The organism is Burkholderia sp. BCC1208, assembly GCF_902833095.1.
In the GTDB taxonomy this organism is placed as follows: domain Bacteria; phylum Pseudomonadota; class Gammaproteobacteria; order Burkholderiales; family Burkholderiaceae; genus Burkholderia.
In genome coordinates this window covers 437,675-455,980 of sequence record NZ_CADFDY010000003.1, presented here as the reverse complement: position 1 = coordinate 455,980, position 18,306 = coordinate 437,675, and the positions used below count along the sequence as shown (strand labels likewise).

The following is an 18,306-nucleotide window of genomic DNA, read 5'->3' as shown; positions in this document are numbered from 1 at the left end:
GACGATGGTGCAGACCCTCCAGGCGGCGGCTGCCGTCACCGGAATTTCGTCGATGGCGACGCGGCCGGTGCTCGCGCGACTGGCAGTTGCGTATGCGGACGAAACGGGATGCCGGGTATCGGTCACGTCAGTCGGCGGTGTCGACGCGGCGCGGCGTGTGCAGGCCGGCGAGCCGTTCGATTTCGTGGTGCTCGCGTCGGATGCGATCGAGCGGCTCGTGGCCGATGGCCGTGTCGATGCGGGCAGCCGCGTGGCGCTCGCGTGCTCGGGTATGGCGGTCGCGGTGGCGGCGGGCGCGGCGCGGCCGGACATCGCCACCGAAACCGGTCTTCGCGACGCGATCCTGCAGGCAGGGCGGATCGGCTATTCGACGGGGCCGAGCGGTACGCACCTGCATCGCCTGTTCGCGTACTGGGGCATCGCGGACATGATCGCGCCGCGTGTCGTCCAGGCGCCGCCTGGCGTGCCGGTCGGTACGCTGATCGCCTCCGGCGAGGTCGATCTCGGCTTTCAGCAGTTGAGCGAACTGATGCATGTGCCGGGCATCGAAGTCGTCGATGTGCTGCCTGAGGCGGTTCAGGCCGTCACGGTGTTCACCGCCGCGGTGTGCCAGACGGCGCACGATCGTGCTGCCGCCGCGGCGTTTCTCGCGTATCTGGCGTCGCCGCAGGCCGATCGCGTGAAGCGTGAATGCGGGATGGAGCCGGCGTAGGGCCGGAGTGCGGCGCAATCGCAGCGCCGCATCGGAATCGATAAACGGATCGGATGGGATTCGGCATTCTTCGCAATGCGGTCTGTCAGTGAGCTTAGTTATGCTGATGAATCGGCGCATGCCGTACCGATTCGGTTCGCCGGATGTATCGCAGGATTTTCGTGACGTCGCCGCATCGTCTGTCGAAAGCGACGCGGCATGCCAAACAGAACGACAGGAGACAAAAATGCAGACGAACGGCAGGGCAGGGTGGAGCGTGCGCGTATGGCATCGCGCGGCGGGCGTCCGGCGCGATGCGCTGGTCCGGATACTGGTGATCGGCATGATGGGGTTGTGTACGGCATTGGCCGGCTGGCCGAACGCGGCAAGCGCCGCCGGCGGCCTCGCGAATCTTCCGGCGGTGATGCCCGCGATGTCGTGCCCTGCCGTCGCGGCGCTCGACCTGAGCGGCGTGACCGACGGCATCGTCACGATCACGTCGGCGGTGCTGCTGCCCGCCGGCACGGTCGTCGGCAACAACACGCTGCCAGCGCCCATGTGCGACGTGAAAGGCACGATCGGTCCGGGCGCGTCGCTGTTCGAACTGCAACTGCCGACGCAGGGCTGGACGCAACGCTACCTGCAGACGGGCTGCGGCGGACTATGCGGCAACCTGTCGGTCAATGCGCCGATGGCGTCCACTTGCGTGCCGGTGACCAACGGGACGATCGCGATGGCCGCGACCGACATGGGCCATGAAGGCGGCAACGACGGCTCGTGGGCGCTCGACCCGAAGGCGAAGCTCGACTTCGCGTATCGCGCCGAGCATGCCACCGCGCAGGTGGCCAAGGCGATCATCGGCAAGTTCTATGCGCGGCCCGTGCGCCATGCGTATTTCGACGGCTGCTCGGACGGCGGCCGCGAAGCGCTGATGGAAGCGCAGCGCTTCCCCGACGATTTCGACGGCATCGCGGCCGGCGCGCCCGCGAACGACCTGATCGTGCAGAACACGTTCCATCACGCATGGCCGGCCGCGGTCAACACGGATCCGAAGACAGGCAACGCGATCCTGCTCGCCGGCAAGCTGCCGATGCTGCATGCCGCGGTGCTGAAGGCGTGCGACGGGCTCGATGGCGTGGTTGACGGCGTGATCGACAACCCGCGCGCCTGCCGGTTCGATCCCGCGACGCTGGTGTGCGCGGCCGGGCAATCGACCGCGACGTGCCTGACGCCGCAGGAAGCCGACGTCGTGCGCCGGATTCACGACGGCGCGACCGCGGCGAACGGCACGCGTCTCGAACCGCTCGTGTCGCGCGAATGGGGCTCAGAGCTGAACTGGAGCCTGTTCGTGCCGGCAACCGCCACGGCCCCGAGCGGCACGATCAGCTTCGTGCTGCCGTTCCTGCGCTATCTCGACTACTACAACGCGTCGTATCCGTCCGCGACGATCGGCGACCTGAAGTTCACGCTCGACGCGTTCGTGAAGACTGTGCCGGTGTCGAACTACCTGGCCGCAACCGATCCGGACCTCGGCCGCTTCGCCGGCCGCGGCGGCAAGCTGCTGCTGTGGCACGGCCTGGAGGATCAGCACATCTCGCCGCGTTCGAGCATCGAGTACTACGAAGCGATGAAGCACTACATGGGCGATGCGCAGGTCGATCGCTTCGCGCGCTTCTACCTGTTCCCGGGTGTCGCGCACTGCGGTGGCGGGCAGGGGCCGAACGTGTTCGACGTCCTCACGCCGCTGATGGCATGGACCGAAACGGGCGCGACGCCCGGCCGGATCGTCGCATCCATCGTCGATGCGAACGGCAACACGACGCGTACGCGCCCGGTGTTTCCGTACCCGGCCGCCGCGCGCTACACGGGCAGCGGCAGCACCGACGACGCGGCCAATTTCGTTGCCGACACGCCGAAGGCCGACCCGTATGTCGACCTGCATTGGGCCGGCGAATGGCTGTATGCGCCGGGCTACGAGGCGCAATGCCAGGCCAAGGGTTCGCAGCTCGTCTGTACGGACGGCAACGGCTGGCATGCGTATCGTCCCTGACGGACGGCAGGCCGGCATCACAACAACTCACTGACTGAACCAGACAAGGAAGGAGACGAATCGATGAAAAAGCAGGCATGGCGGGTAGCGCTGACGTCCGGCGTTGCGATGGCGGTGGTCGCACCGGCGTTCGCGCAGAGCAGCGTCACGCTGTACGGGATCGTCGACAACGGTATCGGCTACCAGAGCAACGCGACGACGGTCGGCTCGACGGGCGGCGGCAAGTCGGTCGTCAGGATGAACCAGGGCGTCTGGGCCGGCAGCCGTTTCGGGCTGAAGGGTAGCGAAGATCTCGGCGGTGGCACGAAGGCGATTTTCACGCTCGAATCGGGCTTCAATTCGGCAACGGGTGCCGCGCAGTACACCGATGCGATGTTCGGGCGGCAGGCATGGGTCGGGTTGACGAATGCAAGCTACGGCACGCTGACCGCGGGCCGGCAATATGCGTCGTACTACCAGACGATGTCGCCGTTCAGCCCGACCACGTGGATCACCGGCTACTACGGTGCGCATCCGGGCGACGTCGACGGGCTCGACACCATTTACCGCGCGAACAATACGATCGAGTACACGTCGCCGAAATGGTACGGCGTGACGCTGAGCGGTTCCTATTCGCTCGGCGGCGTGGCCGGCAGCACGAACGCGGGTTCGACGTGGGCGACCGGCATCCAGTATGCGGCCGGCCCGCTCGGTATCGGTGTTGCGTTCGAGCGCGTGAACAACTCGAATACGGCCGGCGGTGCATGGGGCGCGAATTCGACCACGTCGAACGGCGGCGCGCAGATCGGCGTATCGGCGGTCACGAACGGCTACCAGACCGCGAAGGCGCAGCAGCGGTTCGCGGTGGGACTCGGCTACCGGTTCAGCGATGCCTGGGACGCGACGGCCACGTACACCAACACCGAATACATTCCGGGGGCGTCGTCGAAGTTCTTCAATACGGCGATCTTCAACACGGCGGGCGCCGTGCTGCACTGGAAGCCGTCGGCGGTCTGGGATTTCGGCGCGGGCTATGCGTACACGCGTGCCACGGAGTCGAACGGCATTGCCGATAGCGCGCAGTATCATCAGTTCAACCTGTCGCAGTACTACTCGCTGTCGAAGCGAACCGGGCTGTACCTGCTCGAAGCGTATCAGCACGCGAAGGGCAAGACGCTCGGCACGAGCGGCGCGGGCACCATCGTCGACGCGACCGCGACGCTGGGCGACGGGTTCAATACAGTACCGTCATCGACGGGCAACCAGTTCGGATTCGGTGCGGGGATCATTCACCGGTTCTGATGCGGGGCGCCGCGCGTGCCGCCGGCCTGGACTGCCGCAGGCGCGGCGCGCCGCACCGCTCGGCGCCCGGTCTTCAACTGCACCCGCAGCCGGTTCCGCAGCCGAAACATCCAGGCGCCGAAGCCGCATGACAGGTTTCGTCGAAAATCAGCCGCCCGGTCCTGGGCGGCTGAAGCGCTGCTCGACCACCTCGGTTCCCCAATGCGTACCCGCGCACTCGCTCGTCAGCGCAAAGCCGAACGATTCGTACAGATGGCGTGCGGCGTCGAGCCCCTTGAAGGTCCACAGATAGGTCTCGCGAAACCGGTGATCGTCGACGAAACGCATCGCCAGCGTCATCAGCTGACGTCCGACGCCCGAGCCGCGCAACGCGTCGTTGACGATGAACCAGCGCAGGTGCGCGACGCCCGTCGCCGGATCGCCGTCGATCGCGAGCGACGCGAGCGTCCGGCCGTCTTCCTGGCACAGCCAGAGCGCCTTGCCGTCGGCCGGCAGCGCGCCCGCGAAGGCGGCCAGCTCGGTCGCCACGCGCTGTTCGAAGAAGGCGCCGAAACCCCAGTGTTCCGCGTAGAAGCGCGCATGCAGGCTCGCGATGTCGCCGATGCAGCCCGGCTGGTAGCCCTCGCGAATCGACGGCGCGTCGGCGGGCGCGACGGGCACCCTGGCCGCGTTGTCCTGCGCGAGCGCATCGGCGTACAGCGCGAGCGAACGCAACAGCGCCTGCTGATCGGCCGGAATCATGCGGCGCAGCGCATTCGACACCTGGTCGGTCGCGAACGTGTCGATTCGTTTCCGGAGCTTTTTGCCTTCGGCGGTCAGGTACAGCTCGATCGCACGCGCATCCTCGCTCGACACGCGCCGCTCCACGACACCGGCCGCTTCGAGCCGCGCGAGTTGCCGGCTCGTGTTCGATTTGTCGAGCCGCAGGATGGCGCCGAGATCCTTCGCGTTGATGCCGGGCGCCATCCCGATCTCGAGGATCGCGTGCACGGCCGACGGCGCCCAGTCGCTGTCGGCCAGCGTCGCCCGCATGAAGCCGAGCTCGCGCACCAGTTTGCGCGAGAAGTCGCGCAGCTCGAGGATGGTCGCGTCGCGCGGCTTGGCCGGCGCATCGATGAGGTCCATGGATGGCTCCCGAAAGGTTGCGTGTCGCAATCAATAATAGTTGCGGGTCGCAACTTTGGCAACGCGGATTTTCAGGCGGGATCGGTCGTTTCGGGGCGGTGCTTCGGGGAGGCGACGGCCAAGCGGGCGAGGCGCGGGGACGAACCGGGACGGGGCGACCGGTATCGAATCGGATGGCGGGGCGCGGAGAAGTGGCCGCATACTGGGCGGAACGGGCCGACCCGCGAGCAGGGTCGTCGACCGATCATCGATCGACGACCACGCACCACGCACCACGGAGATCACCATGAACAAGCTGTTGCCGATGACGATCGCGTTGCTTGCGGGGGGCGGCATCGGGGCGGCGCCGCTGCACGCGGCCGGCACCATGGATGCGCCGCCGTGCAGCGCCGCGCACGCGGCGGATCGGGGCGGCGGGAACGCCGCGATGCCGGGCGCGGCGGTCCGCAGCTTCTCGACCGCCGGCTGTTCGGGCGCGGTGTTGCAGGGCGACCGGGCCACCGCGACCGTCAACGGCGACAGGGTCGAGTTGCGCGACGGCGTCGCCTATGTGAATGGCCGATCCTACGGCGCGGTCGCGCCTGCGCAGACGGTCGAATACGAGGTCGCGCGTGACCGGCGCACGTTGAAGGTCGACGGAAAAATCCGCACGCCGCTGCGCTGACGCTCGCCGGTTCGGTACGCCGCCATGGGGATTCCCGATCGGCGCGCGAGCGCCATCGACTTGCCGATGCTATTCGGCCGGCGTCGGCCGACCGTCGCCGAGCCGAACGTCGTGCCCGACCCACGCCGCATCGATGCGCGGTAGCGCGGCCGACGGCTTGCGCAGCTCGCGCAGCTCGCGCAGCAGCGTCGCACCGTGCGACGTCCGACCGCCCGTTTCGATTCCATTCGATTTGCGATCCGAACAAACACGCCCCCTCTTTTTCGGCAACGCGCGGCATCGATTCGCTTCCCGAAGCCGATGCGATGAAGCGCCGGCAGCACCGGCCCGGGTGCGACTCAGGACGTGGCGACCGCGGCCGCCACCTCGACCGGACTGCCCGGCGGCTGACCGGTTTGCCGGCGCGACCGGCCGGAGCTCAGGTATGCGGCGATCGAATCCTGCGTGATCTCGCCGAGCCACGCACCGTCCGGGTCGAGCACCGGCATCCACGACACGCTGTACTGGTACATCTTCGACAGCACGATGCGCAGGTTGTCGTCCGCCGCGACGCCGGCCGGGTACGGCGTCACGCGTTCGCCGCACACGCCGCCGTCGGTGCGTGCCGCGCGGCGCGTCACGTAGCCGAGCGCCCGGCCCGCGTCGTCGAGCACGGTCAGGTAGCGGCAGTCGGTTTCGTCCATCACCGCCAGCGCATGCGCGAGCGGCGTATCGACGCGCGCCGTTTCGGGCTGCGTGGCGGCGTCGCCGGCCTTCACGAGCAGCAGGCGCTTGAGCGTGCTGTCCTGGCCGACGAACTGCGCGACGAACTCGTCGCGCGGGCGCGCGAGCAGCGTGTCGGGGTGATCGTACTGAACGAGCTGGCCGCGCCGGAACACGGCGATGCGATCGCCCAGCTTGATCGCTTCGTCGATGTCGTGGCTCACCATGATCACGGTCTTGTTGAGTTGCCGCTGCATCTGGAAGAACTCGTTCTGGATCGATTCGCGATTGATCGGATCGACCGCGCCGAACGGCTCGTCCATCAGCAGCACGGGCGGATCGGCGGCCAGCGCGCGAATCACGCCGATGCGCTGCTGCTGGCCGCCCGACAGCTCGCGCGGATAGCGTTTCAGGTACAGCTTCGGATCGAGCGCGACCATCGACATCAGATCGCGTGCGCGTTCGGCACAGCGCTTCTTGTCCCAGCCGAGCAGGCGCGGCACGACGGTGATGTTTTCCTCGATCGTCATGTTCGGGAACAGCCCGATCTGCTGGATCACGTAGCCGATGTGGCGCCGCAGGTCGACTTCGTTCAACTGCGCCGTATCCTCGCCGTTGATGAGCACGCGGCCCGATGTCGCGGCGATGAGCCGGTTGATCATCTTGAGCGTGGTGGTCTTGCCGCAGCCCGACGGGCCGAGGAACACGCAGATTTCCCCTTCGGGCACCGACAGGCTCACGGAGTCGACCGCGCGCACGGCCTGGCCGTCCTTGCGCGTGAAGGTCTTGGTCAGTTTGTCGAGTTCGATCATGTCTTCTGCACTCCCTTCGGTGTCAATGCACGTTGCAGCATCTGCAGCAGCCGGTCGGCGACGATCGCGAGCAGGCTCACGAGCACCGCGCCCACCAGCAGTTTCATCATGCTGCTCTGCCCGATCGCACGCAGGATCAGCGTGCCGAGGCCGCCCGCGCCGATCACGGCGGCGATCGTCATCACGCCGATGTTCATCACGACCGCGGTGCGTACGCCCGCGAGAATCACGGGCACCGCCAGCGGCAATTCGACGAGGCGCAGGCGCTGCCACGACGTCATGCCGATGCCGGTGCCGGCTTCCCTGATCCCCGCATCCACGTTGTGCAATGCGAGGTAGGTATTGCGCATGATCGGCAGCAGCGAGTAGAGGAACACGGCCGTGATCGCGGGCGCGGCGCCGATGCCCTGGCCGAAGCGCGAGAAGAACGGGATCATCAGGCCGAACAACGCGATGGACGGCAGCGTGAGCACGAGCGTGGCGAGGCCGAGCAGCGGCCCCGCCAGCCAGTCGTGGCGATTGATCAGGACACCGAGCGGTACGCCGGCGACGATCGCGCAGCCCACGGCGATCGCGACGAGCCACACGTGCTGCAGCGTGAGCTGCAGCAGCTCGGGCCAGCTCGAAGCGAGATAGTCGAATACGTTCATCGGTTCTCCTTCAAGGTAGCGAATGGGTGCGCAGGAATGCATCGGCGACGTCGCGCGGCGATTTGCCGTCGAGATCGACCGCCTTGGCCATCGCCTGCATCGCGTCGTTGTCGAGCGCGGCCGACAGCGCGTTGAGCTGCGTCGCGAGCTTCGGGTTGCGCTCGAGCGTGCCCTTGCGGACCACGGGCGTCGCGTTGTACGGCGGGAAGAAGTGCCTGTCGTCCTCGAGCGGAACGATGCCGAAGCCCTTCACGCGTCCGTCGGTCGTGTAGACGAGGCCGATCTTCAACTGGTCGTTGTGCAGGGCCGTATAGACGAGCCCCGGATCCATCTGTTTCAGTTGGGCGCGGCTGAACTGCATGCCGTACGCGGCGAGCAGCGGCTTCAGGCCGTCGGGCCGGTTCGCGAATTCCGCGTCCATGCCGAATACGTAATGCTTCGCGGCCGGATCGTTCTTCAGGTGCTCGGCGAGCTGCGACACCGTCCGGATGCCGGTGGCCTGCGCGAGCTGGCTCGGCAGGCCGATCGCGTAGGTGTCGTTGAGCGGCGACGCGTCGAGCCACACGAGCCCGCGCGGCACGTCGAGCGCCTTGACGCGCCGGTACATTTCCTCGGGCGACAGCTTGTCCTGGATCTTGTTGTAGACGAGGGCCGCAGTGCCCGTGTAATCCCACATCAGGTCGAACTGGCCGTTCTCCAGTGCGCTGCGTGCGAGCGTACTGCCGAGGCCGGCGCGGACTTCGACGTCATAGCCGCGCGAGCGCAGGTATTGCGACGTGAGTTCCGCCAGCACGTATTGCTCGGTGAAGTTCTTCGCGCCCAGCACGAGCTTCGCGGCGAAGGCCGGCGTGCCGGCTGCGACGCACAGCGCGCCGGCGACGCCCAGGCGTGCGAGCGATCGAAGAATGCGTCGAAGCATCATGCGGCACCTCCGTGGCGTGCGAGCCAGTGACGGCTGCCGGCCGCGACGACGCCGTCCAGCGCCAGTGCGAGGATCGCGGTGAGCGACGCGCCGAGCAGCAGCACCGGCTGGTTGTCGAGGTAGATGCCGGGGAAGATCAGCGAGCCGAGACTGTCCGCGCCGATCAGGTACGCGAGCGGCGCCGTCCCGACGTTGATCGCGAGCGCGGTGCGCACGCCGCCGACGATGATCGGCAGCGCATTGGGCAGTTCCACGCGAACCAGCGACTGCCAGCCGGTCATGCCGATGCCCTTGGCGGCTTCGCGCAGCGCGGCCGGCACGTTCTTCATGCCTTCGTACGCATTGCGAGTGATGGGCAGGAGCGACGCGAGGAACAGCGCGACGATCGCGGGCACGTTGCCGATGCCGAAGATGCCGAGTGCGATGGCCAGCACGGCGAGCGAGGGGATCGTGTTGCCGATGATGAAGATCTGCATGAAGCGCTCGGCTTGATGCTGGAATCGCGGCCGGCTCAGCAGCACGCCGGCCGGCACGCCCACGGCGATGGCCAGTGTCATCGAATAGACGACCAGCAGCATGTGCTGGCCTGCGTAGTAGGCGAGATCGTCCGAGCGCTGATGGAACGTTTCGGCGCCGATGCCGCGCGCCAATGCCCATCCCACTGCGATGATTGCCATCAGGCTGCCCACCAGCTGGACAGTGCGTCGAGTCATGAAGATACGCCTCCTCGATTCGGTGCGACGCGCGCAGGCGCACGCCGCGATGACGCCGAATGGCGTCGCGATGGAAGTTCGTGATCCCGGCATGGCCGCGATTGAACTGACGGAAACAGTGCTGCCGGCTGCACCGAGGTGCGGCTGGCGGTCGGGTGAACGCGACGACGCGTTCGTCTGATTGTCAGGTTCAGCCCGGCGGCGCCGTAACGGCGAGGCGCGTTCGAGCAGGGCACCGTCCCGTGAGGACGGCATGGATGCGGGCGGCTTGACGCCGACCGCTGGGGCCGGTGGCCCCTTTGACGTGGCGAAACGGATGCATGCGCAACGAAGTGCGAAATGACATCACGTTGCGCACGAGATCATGCGTTTTGTGATGAAGTTGACGCGAGTATAGAGCAATCGATTAATCGCGTCTACCGTGGGGGACGATCGCGGCGATGCGTCCCCGGCCGCGCGACAGCGAAGAGCGAGGTGCGTGAAAATTGATTCGAAGACCGAATCAGTGGGTCAAGACGCGGTCGCGACATGCTCGTTCCGCTCATGTCGGTGGGCAGCCGCACGATCGTCCTCGCGGTCCGCTCGCGTACGTCGTGTGCCGGATGATATTGGTCGACGTCGATTTCCGCGACGCGCGTGATCGCCGAATACCGTGCGTCGGATTCACGCGTCGACGTCCGACTCGGCGCGCGGCGTCTTGCCGGTCCAGCGCCGGTACGCATGACGGAAGCTGCGCGGCTCGCTGTAGCCGAGCCGCTCGGCGATCGCGGCGACGGTCAACGCGTGATCGTCGAGCAAGCGCACGGCTTCGTCGCGACGCACGTCGTCGAGCAACGACTGGAACGTGATGCCGTCCTTGTCGAGCCGCCTGCGCAGCGTGCGTTCGGTCAGGTGGAGCGCGTCGGCGAGCGCCGTCATCGACTTGAAGCGCGCGAGGTCGCGCGCCATCAGTTCCTTCGCGCGATCGGCGAAGCGCGTGCCGACCGATGCGGCCCACTGCCGTTCGAGCACCTCGCACTGGCCGTGCAATGCATTGAAGCTGACTTCGTTTGCGAGACGCGGCGCTTCCATGCCGTTCACCGACGTGAACACGAGCCGGTTGTCGTCCGCATCGAAGACGACCGGGCAGCCGAAGTGGCGCGCGTAGTCGGCCGCGTTGAGCGGCGTGGGGCGCGCGAGCCGAACCTGCTCGGGCCATACCGGTTTGCCGACGAGATCGGACACGATCAGGCGCAGGCTCGCCAGGCACATGTCGGCCTGGAACACGGCGAGATCGGGCTCGCCGTTGTAGCGGCCAATCGTCACGCTCATGCCGCCTGCGTGCGCGTCGACCCGCACGTCGAAATACAGCCCCATGAACAGCGGAAACTGGCCCATGCAGCGGAACGCCTGTATCACGGAGCCGCTGATCAGCATCGCGTAGCCGGCCAGGCCGAGCGTCGACACATGCAGCCGCGCGCCGATCGACAGCCCGATCGACGGCACGCCGCTGCAGCGCAGCAGGTTGCGGAAGCAGCGTTGCTCCTGGCCGCGATTCACGTGCAGGTTCGGCGACGCGACTTCGTCCGCGCCGAGCCCCGTGCCTTCGAGCAGCGCGGCGCCGTCGATGTGCCGCACGCGGCACTCGTCCAGCGCGACCGCGATCGCATGGACCGTGGCGGGAATATCCTGCTGACGCCCGGCCGGGCGCGCGAGGCCGAGCGCCGAACGCAGGCTGCGCTCGGCCCGGCTCTGGTTTCGTTGGGAACGGCTGCTCATGGTGCCGACGGGGTGACGGAGTCGCACCGAACATAGCCGGATTGTCCGCAAAACGCCAGTGCGGCACAGCAGCATGCAAGGTGAAATGGCACGATGCGCGACCACCTGTCCGTAAATATCCCTCGATTACGTCCGCTTTTCTCATTCGTCGTCGATTTTTTGACGCACCACACTTTCCTCGAGTCGTGCCCCGCCGGCAGCGCCGGACGCACGCGTGTTGAAGTCATGGACGCCACCCACGTGAGGACAGCATGGACAACGACAGGCCAGGTCGAACCGTATCAGTCGCCGCGACGCACGAGTTCGGGGCGCACGTGGAGCGCGGCCACACGGACGCCGGCAAGCCGCACCTGCTCGGACTCTCGACGCTGGTGATCTTCGGGCTCGCGTACATGCTGCCGATGACGGTGTTCACGACCTACGGCCTCGTCACGAGCGAGACGAACGGACATCTGACGGCCGCGTATGCGGTCACGTTGATCGCGATGCTGTTTACCGCACGCAGCTACGGGCACATGGCACGGCTGATGCCGAGCGCCGGGTCGGCCTATACGTTCGCGAGCCGCAACTTCGGCACGTCGGCCGGCTTCATGGTCGGCTGGGCATTGCTGATGGACTACCTGTTCATTCCGATGATCAGCTACCTCGCGATCGGCATCTACATGAAGCAGATCTTTCCGACGGTGCCGGCCGGCGTGTGGATCGTCGGCAGCATCGCGCTGATCACCGGGCTGAACCTCGTCGGCATCCGGCTCGTCAATCGCGTGAACCTGATCCTGATCGCGAGCCAGCTCGTGTTTATCGCGGTCTTCGTCATCGCGTCGACGTACGTCGCGGCCGGCGAAGGACTGTCGATGGCCGTCGCGTTGCCGTCGTCCGGCGACGCGGGCGCGATCTTCGCCGGCTCCGCGATTCTGTGCCTGTCGTTTCTCGGCTTCGATGCGGTCACCACGCTGTCGGAGGAAACGCGCGAGCCGCGGCGCACGGTGCCGCGCGCGATTCTGCTCTGCACGCTCGCGAGCGGCCTGCTGTTCATGCTGATCGCGTATGTCGGTCAACGGGTGTTTCCCGACTGGCACGCGTTCAAGGATCTCGATTCGGCCAGCCTCGAACTGATGCGGCGGGTCGGCGGCCGCACGCTGTCGGCGTTCTTCGTCGCGGTGTACGTGGCCGGCTGCTTCGCGAGCGCGATGGCCGGCCAGGCGAGCGTGACGCGCGTGCTGTTCGCGATGGGTCGCGACCGCGTGCTGCCCGAATGCGTGTTCGGTCATCTGCATGCGCGGCTGCGCACGCCGGTGCGAGCGACGCTCGCGGTCGGCGTCGTATCGCTGTCCGCGCTGTTCATCACGCTCGATCTCGCGTCGACGATGATCAGCTTCGGCGCGCTCGTCGCGTTCGCGATCGTGAATCTGTGCGTGATGCGCAGCTATCTGGGCCGGCCCGAGCATCGCCATGCCGCGGGCTGGATCGCATACGGCCTGATGCCGGCGATCGGCTTCGCGATGAACGTGTGGCTCTGGTCTGGGCTGTCGCGCCAGACGTTCTACGTCGGCATCGGCTGGCTCGTGCTCGGGCTCTGCCAGCTCGTCTGGCTCACGCGCGGCTTCACGCGCCCGGCGCCGACGTTGTCGATGAACTGAATGACCGGCTGCGCGATGCCGGTTTTGAAACCCTGAAGGAGGAGTGATCCATGAACGCCGTTGACGTCAATCTCGATGCGGACCTGCAGGCGCTCGGCAAGCGCCATCTGCTGATGCACTTCACGCATGCCGATGCATACCGCGAGAACGCGCTGACTGTGTTCGACCGCGGCGAAGGCTGCTGGCTCGTCGACCGCAGCGGCAAGCGCTATTTCGACGGGCTGGCCGGGCTGTACTGCGTGCAGGTCGGCTACAGCCACGGCGCGGAGATCGGCGATGCGATCCGCGAGCAGATGGTGCGGCTGCCGTTCGCGACCAACTGGGGATACGGCCACGAACCGGCGATCCGGCTCGCGCACCGGCTCGCGGCGCTCGCGCCGGAAGGACTGAACCGCGTGTTCTTCACGTCGAGCGGTTCCGAGTCGAACGAATCGGCGATCAAGCTGGTGCGCCAGTATCACCAGTCGCGCGGCGAGCCGCAGCGGCGCAAGTTCATCGCGCGGCGCGTCGCGTATCACGGCACGTCGTTCGGCGCGCTCGCGCTGAACGGGATGACGAACTTCCGCAAGCATTTCGAGCCGCTGATGTCGGGTGTGCGGCACGTCGGCAATACGAAGCGCTACGGCCGCCCGGCAGGCGAAACGGAAGCGCAGTTCACGCGCCATCTGCTCGACGAGATCGAATCGCTGATCGTGCAGGAGGGGCCCGACACGGTCGCCGCGATCGTCGTCGAGCCGTTGCAGAACGCGGGCGGCAGCCTGACGCCGCCGGCCGGCTACGCGGCTGGCCTGCGCGGCCTCTGCGACCGGCACGGCGTGCTGCTCGTGGCCGACGAGGTGATCTGCGGCTTCGGCCGGCTCGGCGAGTATTTCGGCTCCGCACGCTATGGGCTGAAGCCGGACATCATCACGTTCGCGAAAGGCATCGCGTCGGGTTACGTGCCGCTCGGCGGCGTGATCGCAAGCGACGCGGTCGTCGACACCGTGCTCGACGGGCCGCAGCAGATGTTCCTGCACGGCGCGACCTACGGCGGCCATCCGGTCGCGTGCACGGCCGCGCTCGCGAATCTCGCGATCATGGAGCGCGAAGGCGTGCTCGCGAACGTTCGCGACAACGAAGCGGTGTTTCGCCGGACGCTCGACGGGCTGCTCGAGCTGCCGTGCGTCGGCGACGTGCGCGGCGACGGCTATCACTACTCGCTCGAACTTGTGACGGACAAGGCCGCGGGCCGCTGGGCGGCCGGTATCAGTGCGCAGGCATTCGTGTCGACGATGCTCGCGCCGGCGATCTTCGACGCGGGGCTGTTGTGCCGCGCGGGCGTCGATCACGAAGGCACGCCGATCGTGCAATTCTCGCCGCCGCTCGTGATGTCGCGCGACGAGATCGTGTGGTTCGTCGCGCAGATTCGCGACATCCTCGTCGAAACCTACGCACGGGCGACGCGCTGAGCGCGGCATCCTTCATTTCAGGAGCATTCGATGCGAACGTCACAACAGTCCTACGTCGATGGCCAGTGGCTCGATCCGGCCGATGCGAGATCGATCGACGTGATCGATCCGGCCACCGCGCGGCCGTATGCACGGCTCGCGATCGGCGGCGCGGCCGATGTCGACCACGCGGTCGGCGCGGCGAAGCGGGCCTTCGATACCTATTCGCGCTGGCCGGTGGATGAGCGCGTCGCGTTGCTGAAGCGGGTCCTCGAGATCTATCAGCGCCGCTACGAGGAGGTCGCGCAGACGATCAGCCAGGAGATGGGGGCGCCGATCGCGTTCGCGCGGGCGATGCAGGCCGCGGTCGGCACCGCGCACCTCGAACAGACGATCCGCGCGCTGCAGTCGTTCCGCTTCAGCACGCAGACCGATTCGCTGCTGGTGTCGCACGAGCCGATCGGCGTGTGCGCGCTGATCACGCCGTGGAACTGGCCGATCAACCAGATCGTGTGCAAGGTCGCGCCGGCGCTCGCGGCTGGCTGCACGATGGTGCTCAAGCCGAGCGAGATCGCACCGTTCAGCGCGATCCTGTTCGCGGAGATCCTGCACGAAGCCGGCGTGCCGCGCGGCGTGTTCAATCTCGTGCACGGCTATGGACATGAAGTGGGCGACGCGCTATCGCGGCATCCGGAGGTCGACATGGTGTCGTTCACGGGCTCGACGCGGGCCGGCGTCGAAGTCGCGAAGGCGGCCGCCGATACCGTGAAGCGCGTGCACCAGGAGCTCGGCAGCAAGAGCCCGAACCTGATCCTGCCCGACGCGGACATCGAGGATGCCGTCACGCGCGGCACGCGCAGTTGCTTCAGCAACAGCGGCCAGTCGTGCAATGCGCCGACGCGCATGCTCGTGCACGTCGATCATCTGGCGCGGGCCGAGCAGGCGGCGCGCCGGGAAGCGGAACGTACCGTCGTCGGCGATCCGCGTTCGACGGAAACCGGCATCGGGCCGGTGGTCAGCCGCACGCAGTTCGATCGTATCCAGCACTTCATCCGGCTCGGGATCGAAGAAGGCGCGACGCTCGTCGCCGGCGGCCCCGGCCGGCCGGCGGGGCACGCGGACGGGTTCTACGTGCGGCCGACGGTGTTTTCGAACGTGACACCGGGCATGACGATCGCAACGGAAGAAATCTTCGGGCCGGTGTTGTCGATCATGACCTACCGGACCGAGGACGAGGCCGTCGCGCTTGCGAACGATTCGGTCTACGGGCTCGCGGCCTACGTGCAGTCGAAGGATCTCGAGCGCGCGCGCCGGATCGCGGCACGGTTGCGCGTCGGCAACGTCCACATCAACTACCCGGCGTGGAACCCGGCCGCGCCGTTCGGCGGCTACAAGCGCTCGGGCAACGGGCGCGAGTATGCGGAGTTCGGCCTCGTCGAGTATCTGGAAACGAAGGGTACGACCGGGTACACGGAAGGCGGCGCGCGATGACGACCTGATCGCCCGGACGAAGCGCGCGGCGAATGTGCCCCCGCCGCGTGTGCCGCCGCTCAGCGTTCTTCCGGATCCGTTGCGGACGCATCGGATCCCGCCACGGGCGCGGCGGCCGCGCGCCTGCGGATCTCGGAATCGAGGATCAACCGCCCACGCAGCTTGCCTTTCATCCGCTTCACATGCTTGGGAGCCTCGGTCATGTGCTCGACCATCAGCGCACGCACGCGCTCGGCGTCGCGCTCGCGCGCGGCCTGCAGGATCGCCTTGTGGATCGACACGTTCGCTTCGCCGAAGCGCTTGTGCTCGACGAGCGGCGTATCGTTCCGGAACTCGATCAACTGCCGGATCATCTCGTTGATCAGTTCGCAACTGAAGCGCAGGAACGGATTGGGATTCGCGGCCGCGAGGATGTCGTGGAACGTCGTGTCCTCCTGCCGCTGGCGCAGCATGTGGCCGCGATCGTGCACGCCCGACGCGCCGTCGCAGCACGCGATGTTCGATTCCAGCGCCGCGAAGTCGCGCTCCGTCAGGTGCGGCACGGCGCCGGCGGCCAGCTCGGGTTCGAGCAGCTTGCGCACCGTATAGATGTCGTCGATCGTCACGTCCTTGAAGAACAGGTAGTTCTGCAGGAGCTGAAGCGTGCGGTCGAGCGGCACCTCGACGATCATCCCGCCGCCCGACGGCCCGGTCGTGACCTTGATGAGGCCCTGCACCTCGAGCGACTTCAGCGCCTCCCGGATCGTGCTCTTGCTCACCGCATAGAGCTGCTGCAGCTCGGCTTCGCGCGGCAGGCGGTCACCCGGCTTCAGGTCCTTCTCGGTGATCAGCCGCTTGATCTCCTCGGCGACGAGATCGGCCCGCTTCGGCTGCTTGATTTCGACCGCGAGGCCCGCCCTGGGTCGGTCCATGACCATCTTCACGACTCCTTTTTCTGACCGCGCGCCGCGTCATCTTCGACGATCGGTCCTGGCGCGGGTACGGAATTTTGCCTGATTGACACCAATTTTGATCAACTCTAGCATCAGGTTCATCCTATTTATCATGATAAATAGGATGAACCGGCGGCGCGCATGCGGGAGTGGCGTGGGCACGGTTTGGCAGTCGGTCGTATCGCGTGTGTCCCCCATCATGAGGAGCATCAACTTGAATCGCCGAGAACTGTTGAAACTGGCCGCGCTGTCGGCCGTGCCGGGCGCGCTCGGCAGCATGTCGTCCCGCGTCGCGTTCGCGCAGGGCTCGCCCATCCAGCTTGCCTGCCCGGTGCCGATGTCCGGCCCGTTCGCCGCCAACGGCAAGTACGCCGATCTCGGCATGCAACTGGTCGTCAAGCAATACGGCAAGGTGCTCGGCGCGCCGCTCGCCTATACGGCGCTCGACACCGAGGGCAAGCCCGCGACGGCCGTGCGGCGCGTGCAGGAAATCGCGCAGCAGAAGGGCGTGCGTTTCTTCGCGGGCGGCATCCTGTCGTCCGAATCGCTGGCGATGGGCAAGGAAGTCCAGAAGGCGGGCGGCGTGTTCATCACGACGGCCGGGGCGGACGAGATCACCGGCAAGGATTGCAACGCGGCGACCTTCCGCTGGTCGGTGCCGACGTTCGGCGCGATCGAGCAGACGGTGCGCCCGTTGATCCAGATGCTGCCGAAGGCGAAGCGCTGGTACACGATCACGCCGCAATACGTGTTCGGCGACGGCCTGCTGTCGGCCGCGAAGGCGCTCTTCAAGGAGAAGGGCATCGAGCACGTCGGCAACAGCTATCACTCGCTCGCCGAAAAGGAATTCAGCGGCTACCTGACCAATGCGGCGGCCGCGCAGCCGGACGTGCTGCTGATCCTCAACTTCGGCTCGCAATCGTCGGACACGCTGCGCCAGGCCGTCAGCTTCGGGATGAAGCGCAACTGCACGATCCTGCTCGCGTGGGCATCGGGCCTCGAGCAGTTCGAGGCGCTCGGTCCGGATATCTGCGACGGCGTGTATTTCGGCGCGCAGTACTGGCACGGCATCGATTCGCCGCTGAACCGCGATCTCGTGAAGCGCGCGAACGCCGCGTTCAAGGCGAACCCGAACTACAGCCTCGCGGGTTCGTACATGTGCTCGAAGATCCTGATCGACGCGATGGTGAAGGCCGGCAGTGCCGATCCGAAGAAGGTCGTCGCCGCGATGGAAGGGATGAAGTACGACGGCCTCACGGGTCCGGAGGAAATCCGCAAGGGCGACCACCAGGTGCTGAAGAACTACTACCTGCTGAAAGGCAAGCCGAAGAGCCGGATGAAGAACGCGGACGACTACGCGGACATCGTCAGCTCCGGCCAGTCGTTCCTGGCGGTCGACAAGACGGGCTGCAAGCTCGCGTGACGCCGTGCATGCGTTCGCGGCGCAT

16 protein-coding genes are annotated in these 18,306 nt (G+C 66.9%); 9 read left to right on the top strand and 7 right to left on the bottom strand.

Annotated features, from left to right (window positions below):
* The first annotated feature begins 4 nt into the window (after window positions 1–4).
* From HWX09_RS09635 to HWX09_RS09625, 3 genes are all read left to right on the top strand, one after another.
* Window positions 5–712: a substrate-binding domain-containing protein gene (locus HWX09_RS09635; RefSeq protein WP_027786365.1), complete on the top strand. Its 708-nt coding sequence runs from the start codon at window positions 5–7 to the stop codon at window positions 710–712.
* A gap of 226 nt (window positions 713–938) precedes the next feature.
* Window positions 939–2,741 carry a tannase/feruloyl esterase family alpha/beta hydrolase gene (locus tag HWX09_RS09630; protein ID WP_027786366.1) on the top strand — a complete coding sequence of 601 codons (1,803 nt, stop codon included), beginning with the start codon at window positions 939–941 and terminating at the stop codon, window positions 2,739–2,741.
* Window positions 2,742–2,804: 63 nt separating this feature from the next.
* Window positions 2,805–4,022: a porin gene (locus HWX09_RS09625; RefSeq protein ID WP_027786367.1), complete on the top strand. Its 1,218-nt coding sequence runs from the start codon at window positions 2,805–2,807 to the stop codon at window positions 4,020–4,022.
* A gap of 147 nt (window positions 4,023–4,169) precedes the next feature.
* Here the strand turns inward: HWX09_RS09625 and HWX09_RS09620 are convergent, their stop codons facing one another.
* On the bottom strand, window positions 4,170–5,147 hold the full coding sequence (locus tag HWX09_RS09620) for a helix-turn-helix domain-containing GNAT family N-acetyltransferase (protein WP_027786368.1): 978 nt from the start codon (window positions 5,145–5,147) through the stop codon (window positions 4,170–4,172).
* A gap of 286 nt (window positions 5,148–5,433) precedes the next feature.
* On the opposite strand from HWX09_RS09620, the gene HWX09_RS09615 reads away from it, so the two are divergent.
* On the top strand, window positions 5,434–5,811 hold the full coding sequence (locus HWX09_RS09615) for a hypothetical protein (protein ID WP_027786369.1): 378 nt from the start codon (window positions 5,434–5,436) through the stop codon (window positions 5,809–5,811).
* Window positions 5,812–6,149: 338 nt separating this feature from the next.
* Here HWX09_RS09615 and HWX09_RS09610 read toward each other — a convergent pair whose 3' ends face one another.
* From HWX09_RS09610 to HWX09_RS09595, 4 genes are read right to left on the bottom strand one after another with little or no spacing between them, the layout of a single operon-like run.
* A complete protein-coding gene (locus HWX09_RS09610) occupies window positions 6,150–7,325 on the bottom strand; it encodes an ABC transporter ATP-binding protein (protein ID WP_027786371.1) in 1,176 nt (391 codons plus the stop codon).
* A complete protein-coding gene (locus HWX09_RS09605; protein WP_027786372.1) occupies window positions 7,322–7,975 on the bottom strand; it encodes an ABC transporter permease in 654 nt (217 codons plus the stop codon). Before HWX09_RS09605 ends, HWX09_RS09610 begins: the two co-directional genes overlap by 4 nt.
* A gap of 10 nt (window positions 7,976–7,985) precedes the next feature.
* Window positions 7,986–8,897 carry a glycine betaine ABC transporter substrate-binding protein gene (locus HWX09_RS09600; protein ID WP_027786373.1) on the bottom strand — a complete coding sequence of 304 codons (912 nt, stop codon included), beginning with the start codon at window positions 8,895–8,897 and terminating at the stop codon, window positions 7,986–7,988.
* Window positions 8,894–9,610, bottom strand: a complete 717-nt coding sequence (locus HWX09_RS09595; protein WP_027786374.1) for an ABC transporter permease — start codon at window positions 9,608–9,610, stop codon at window positions 8,894–8,896. The genes HWX09_RS09600 and HWX09_RS09595 overlap by 4 nt, the downstream gene beginning before the upstream one ends.
* Before the next feature lie 49 nt (window positions 9,611–9,659).
* Between HWX09_RS09595 and HWX09_RS33830 the strand changes: the two genes are divergently transcribed.
* Window positions 9,660–9,791 (top strand): hypothetical protein, encoded by a 132-nt coding sequence (locus HWX09_RS33830; RefSeq protein ID WP_256980740.1) that lies wholly within the window; start codon window positions 9,660–9,662, stop codon window positions 9,789–9,791.
* A 482-nt stretch (window positions 9,792–10,273) separates the two neighbouring features.
* On the opposite strand, the gene HWX09_RS09585 is transcribed toward HWX09_RS33830, so the two are convergent.
* Window positions 10,274–11,368: an AraC family transcriptional regulator gene (locus tag HWX09_RS09585; RefSeq protein ID WP_027786376.1), complete on the bottom strand. Its 1,095-nt coding sequence runs from the start codon at window positions 11,366–11,368 to the stop codon at window positions 10,274–10,276.
* A 251-nt stretch (window positions 11,369–11,619) separates the two neighbouring features.
* On the opposite strand from HWX09_RS09585, the gene HWX09_RS09580 reads away from it, so the two are divergent.
* Genes HWX09_RS09580 through HWX09_RS09570 form a run of 3 tightly spaced genes read left to right on the top strand, consistent with a single transcriptional unit; the run spans window position 11,620 to window position 15,926 of the window.
* The gene (locus HWX09_RS09580; RefSeq protein ID WP_027786377.1) at window positions 11,620–13,008 is read left to right on the top strand and encodes an APC family permease; all 1,389 of its coding nucleotides are present in this window, start codon (window positions 11,620–11,622) and stop codon (window positions 13,006–13,008) included.
* A gap of 50 nt (window positions 13,009–13,058) precedes the next feature.
* The gene (locus HWX09_RS09575) at window positions 13,059–14,456 is read left to right on the top strand and encodes an aspartate aminotransferase family protein (protein WP_027786378.1); all 1,398 of its coding nucleotides are present in this window, start codon (window positions 13,059–13,061) and stop codon (window positions 14,454–14,456) included.
* A 30-nt stretch (window positions 14,457–14,486) separates the two neighbouring features.
* Window positions 14,487–15,926: an aldehyde dehydrogenase family protein gene (locus HWX09_RS09570; RefSeq protein ID WP_027786379.1), complete on the top strand. Its 1,440-nt coding sequence runs from the start codon at window positions 14,487–14,489 to the stop codon at window positions 15,924–15,926.
* A gap of 59 nt (window positions 15,927–15,985) precedes the next feature.
* On the opposite strand, the gene HWX09_RS09565 is transcribed toward HWX09_RS09570, so the two are convergent.
* Entirely contained in the window at window positions 15,986–16,843 is an 858-nt protein-coding gene (locus tag HWX09_RS09565) for an FCD domain-containing protein (RefSeq protein ID WP_027786380.1), read from the bottom strand.
* Between the two features lie 229 nt (window positions 16,844–17,072).
* Here HWX09_RS09565 and HWX09_RS09560 point away from each other — a divergent pair, with 229 nt between their 5' ends.
* Window positions 17,073–18,281: an ABC transporter substrate-binding protein gene (locus HWX09_RS09560; RefSeq protein ID WP_027786382.1), complete on the top strand. Its 1,209-nt coding sequence runs from the start codon at window positions 17,073–17,075 to the stop codon at window positions 18,279–18,281.
* Window positions 18,282–18,306: the final 25 nt, after the last annotated feature.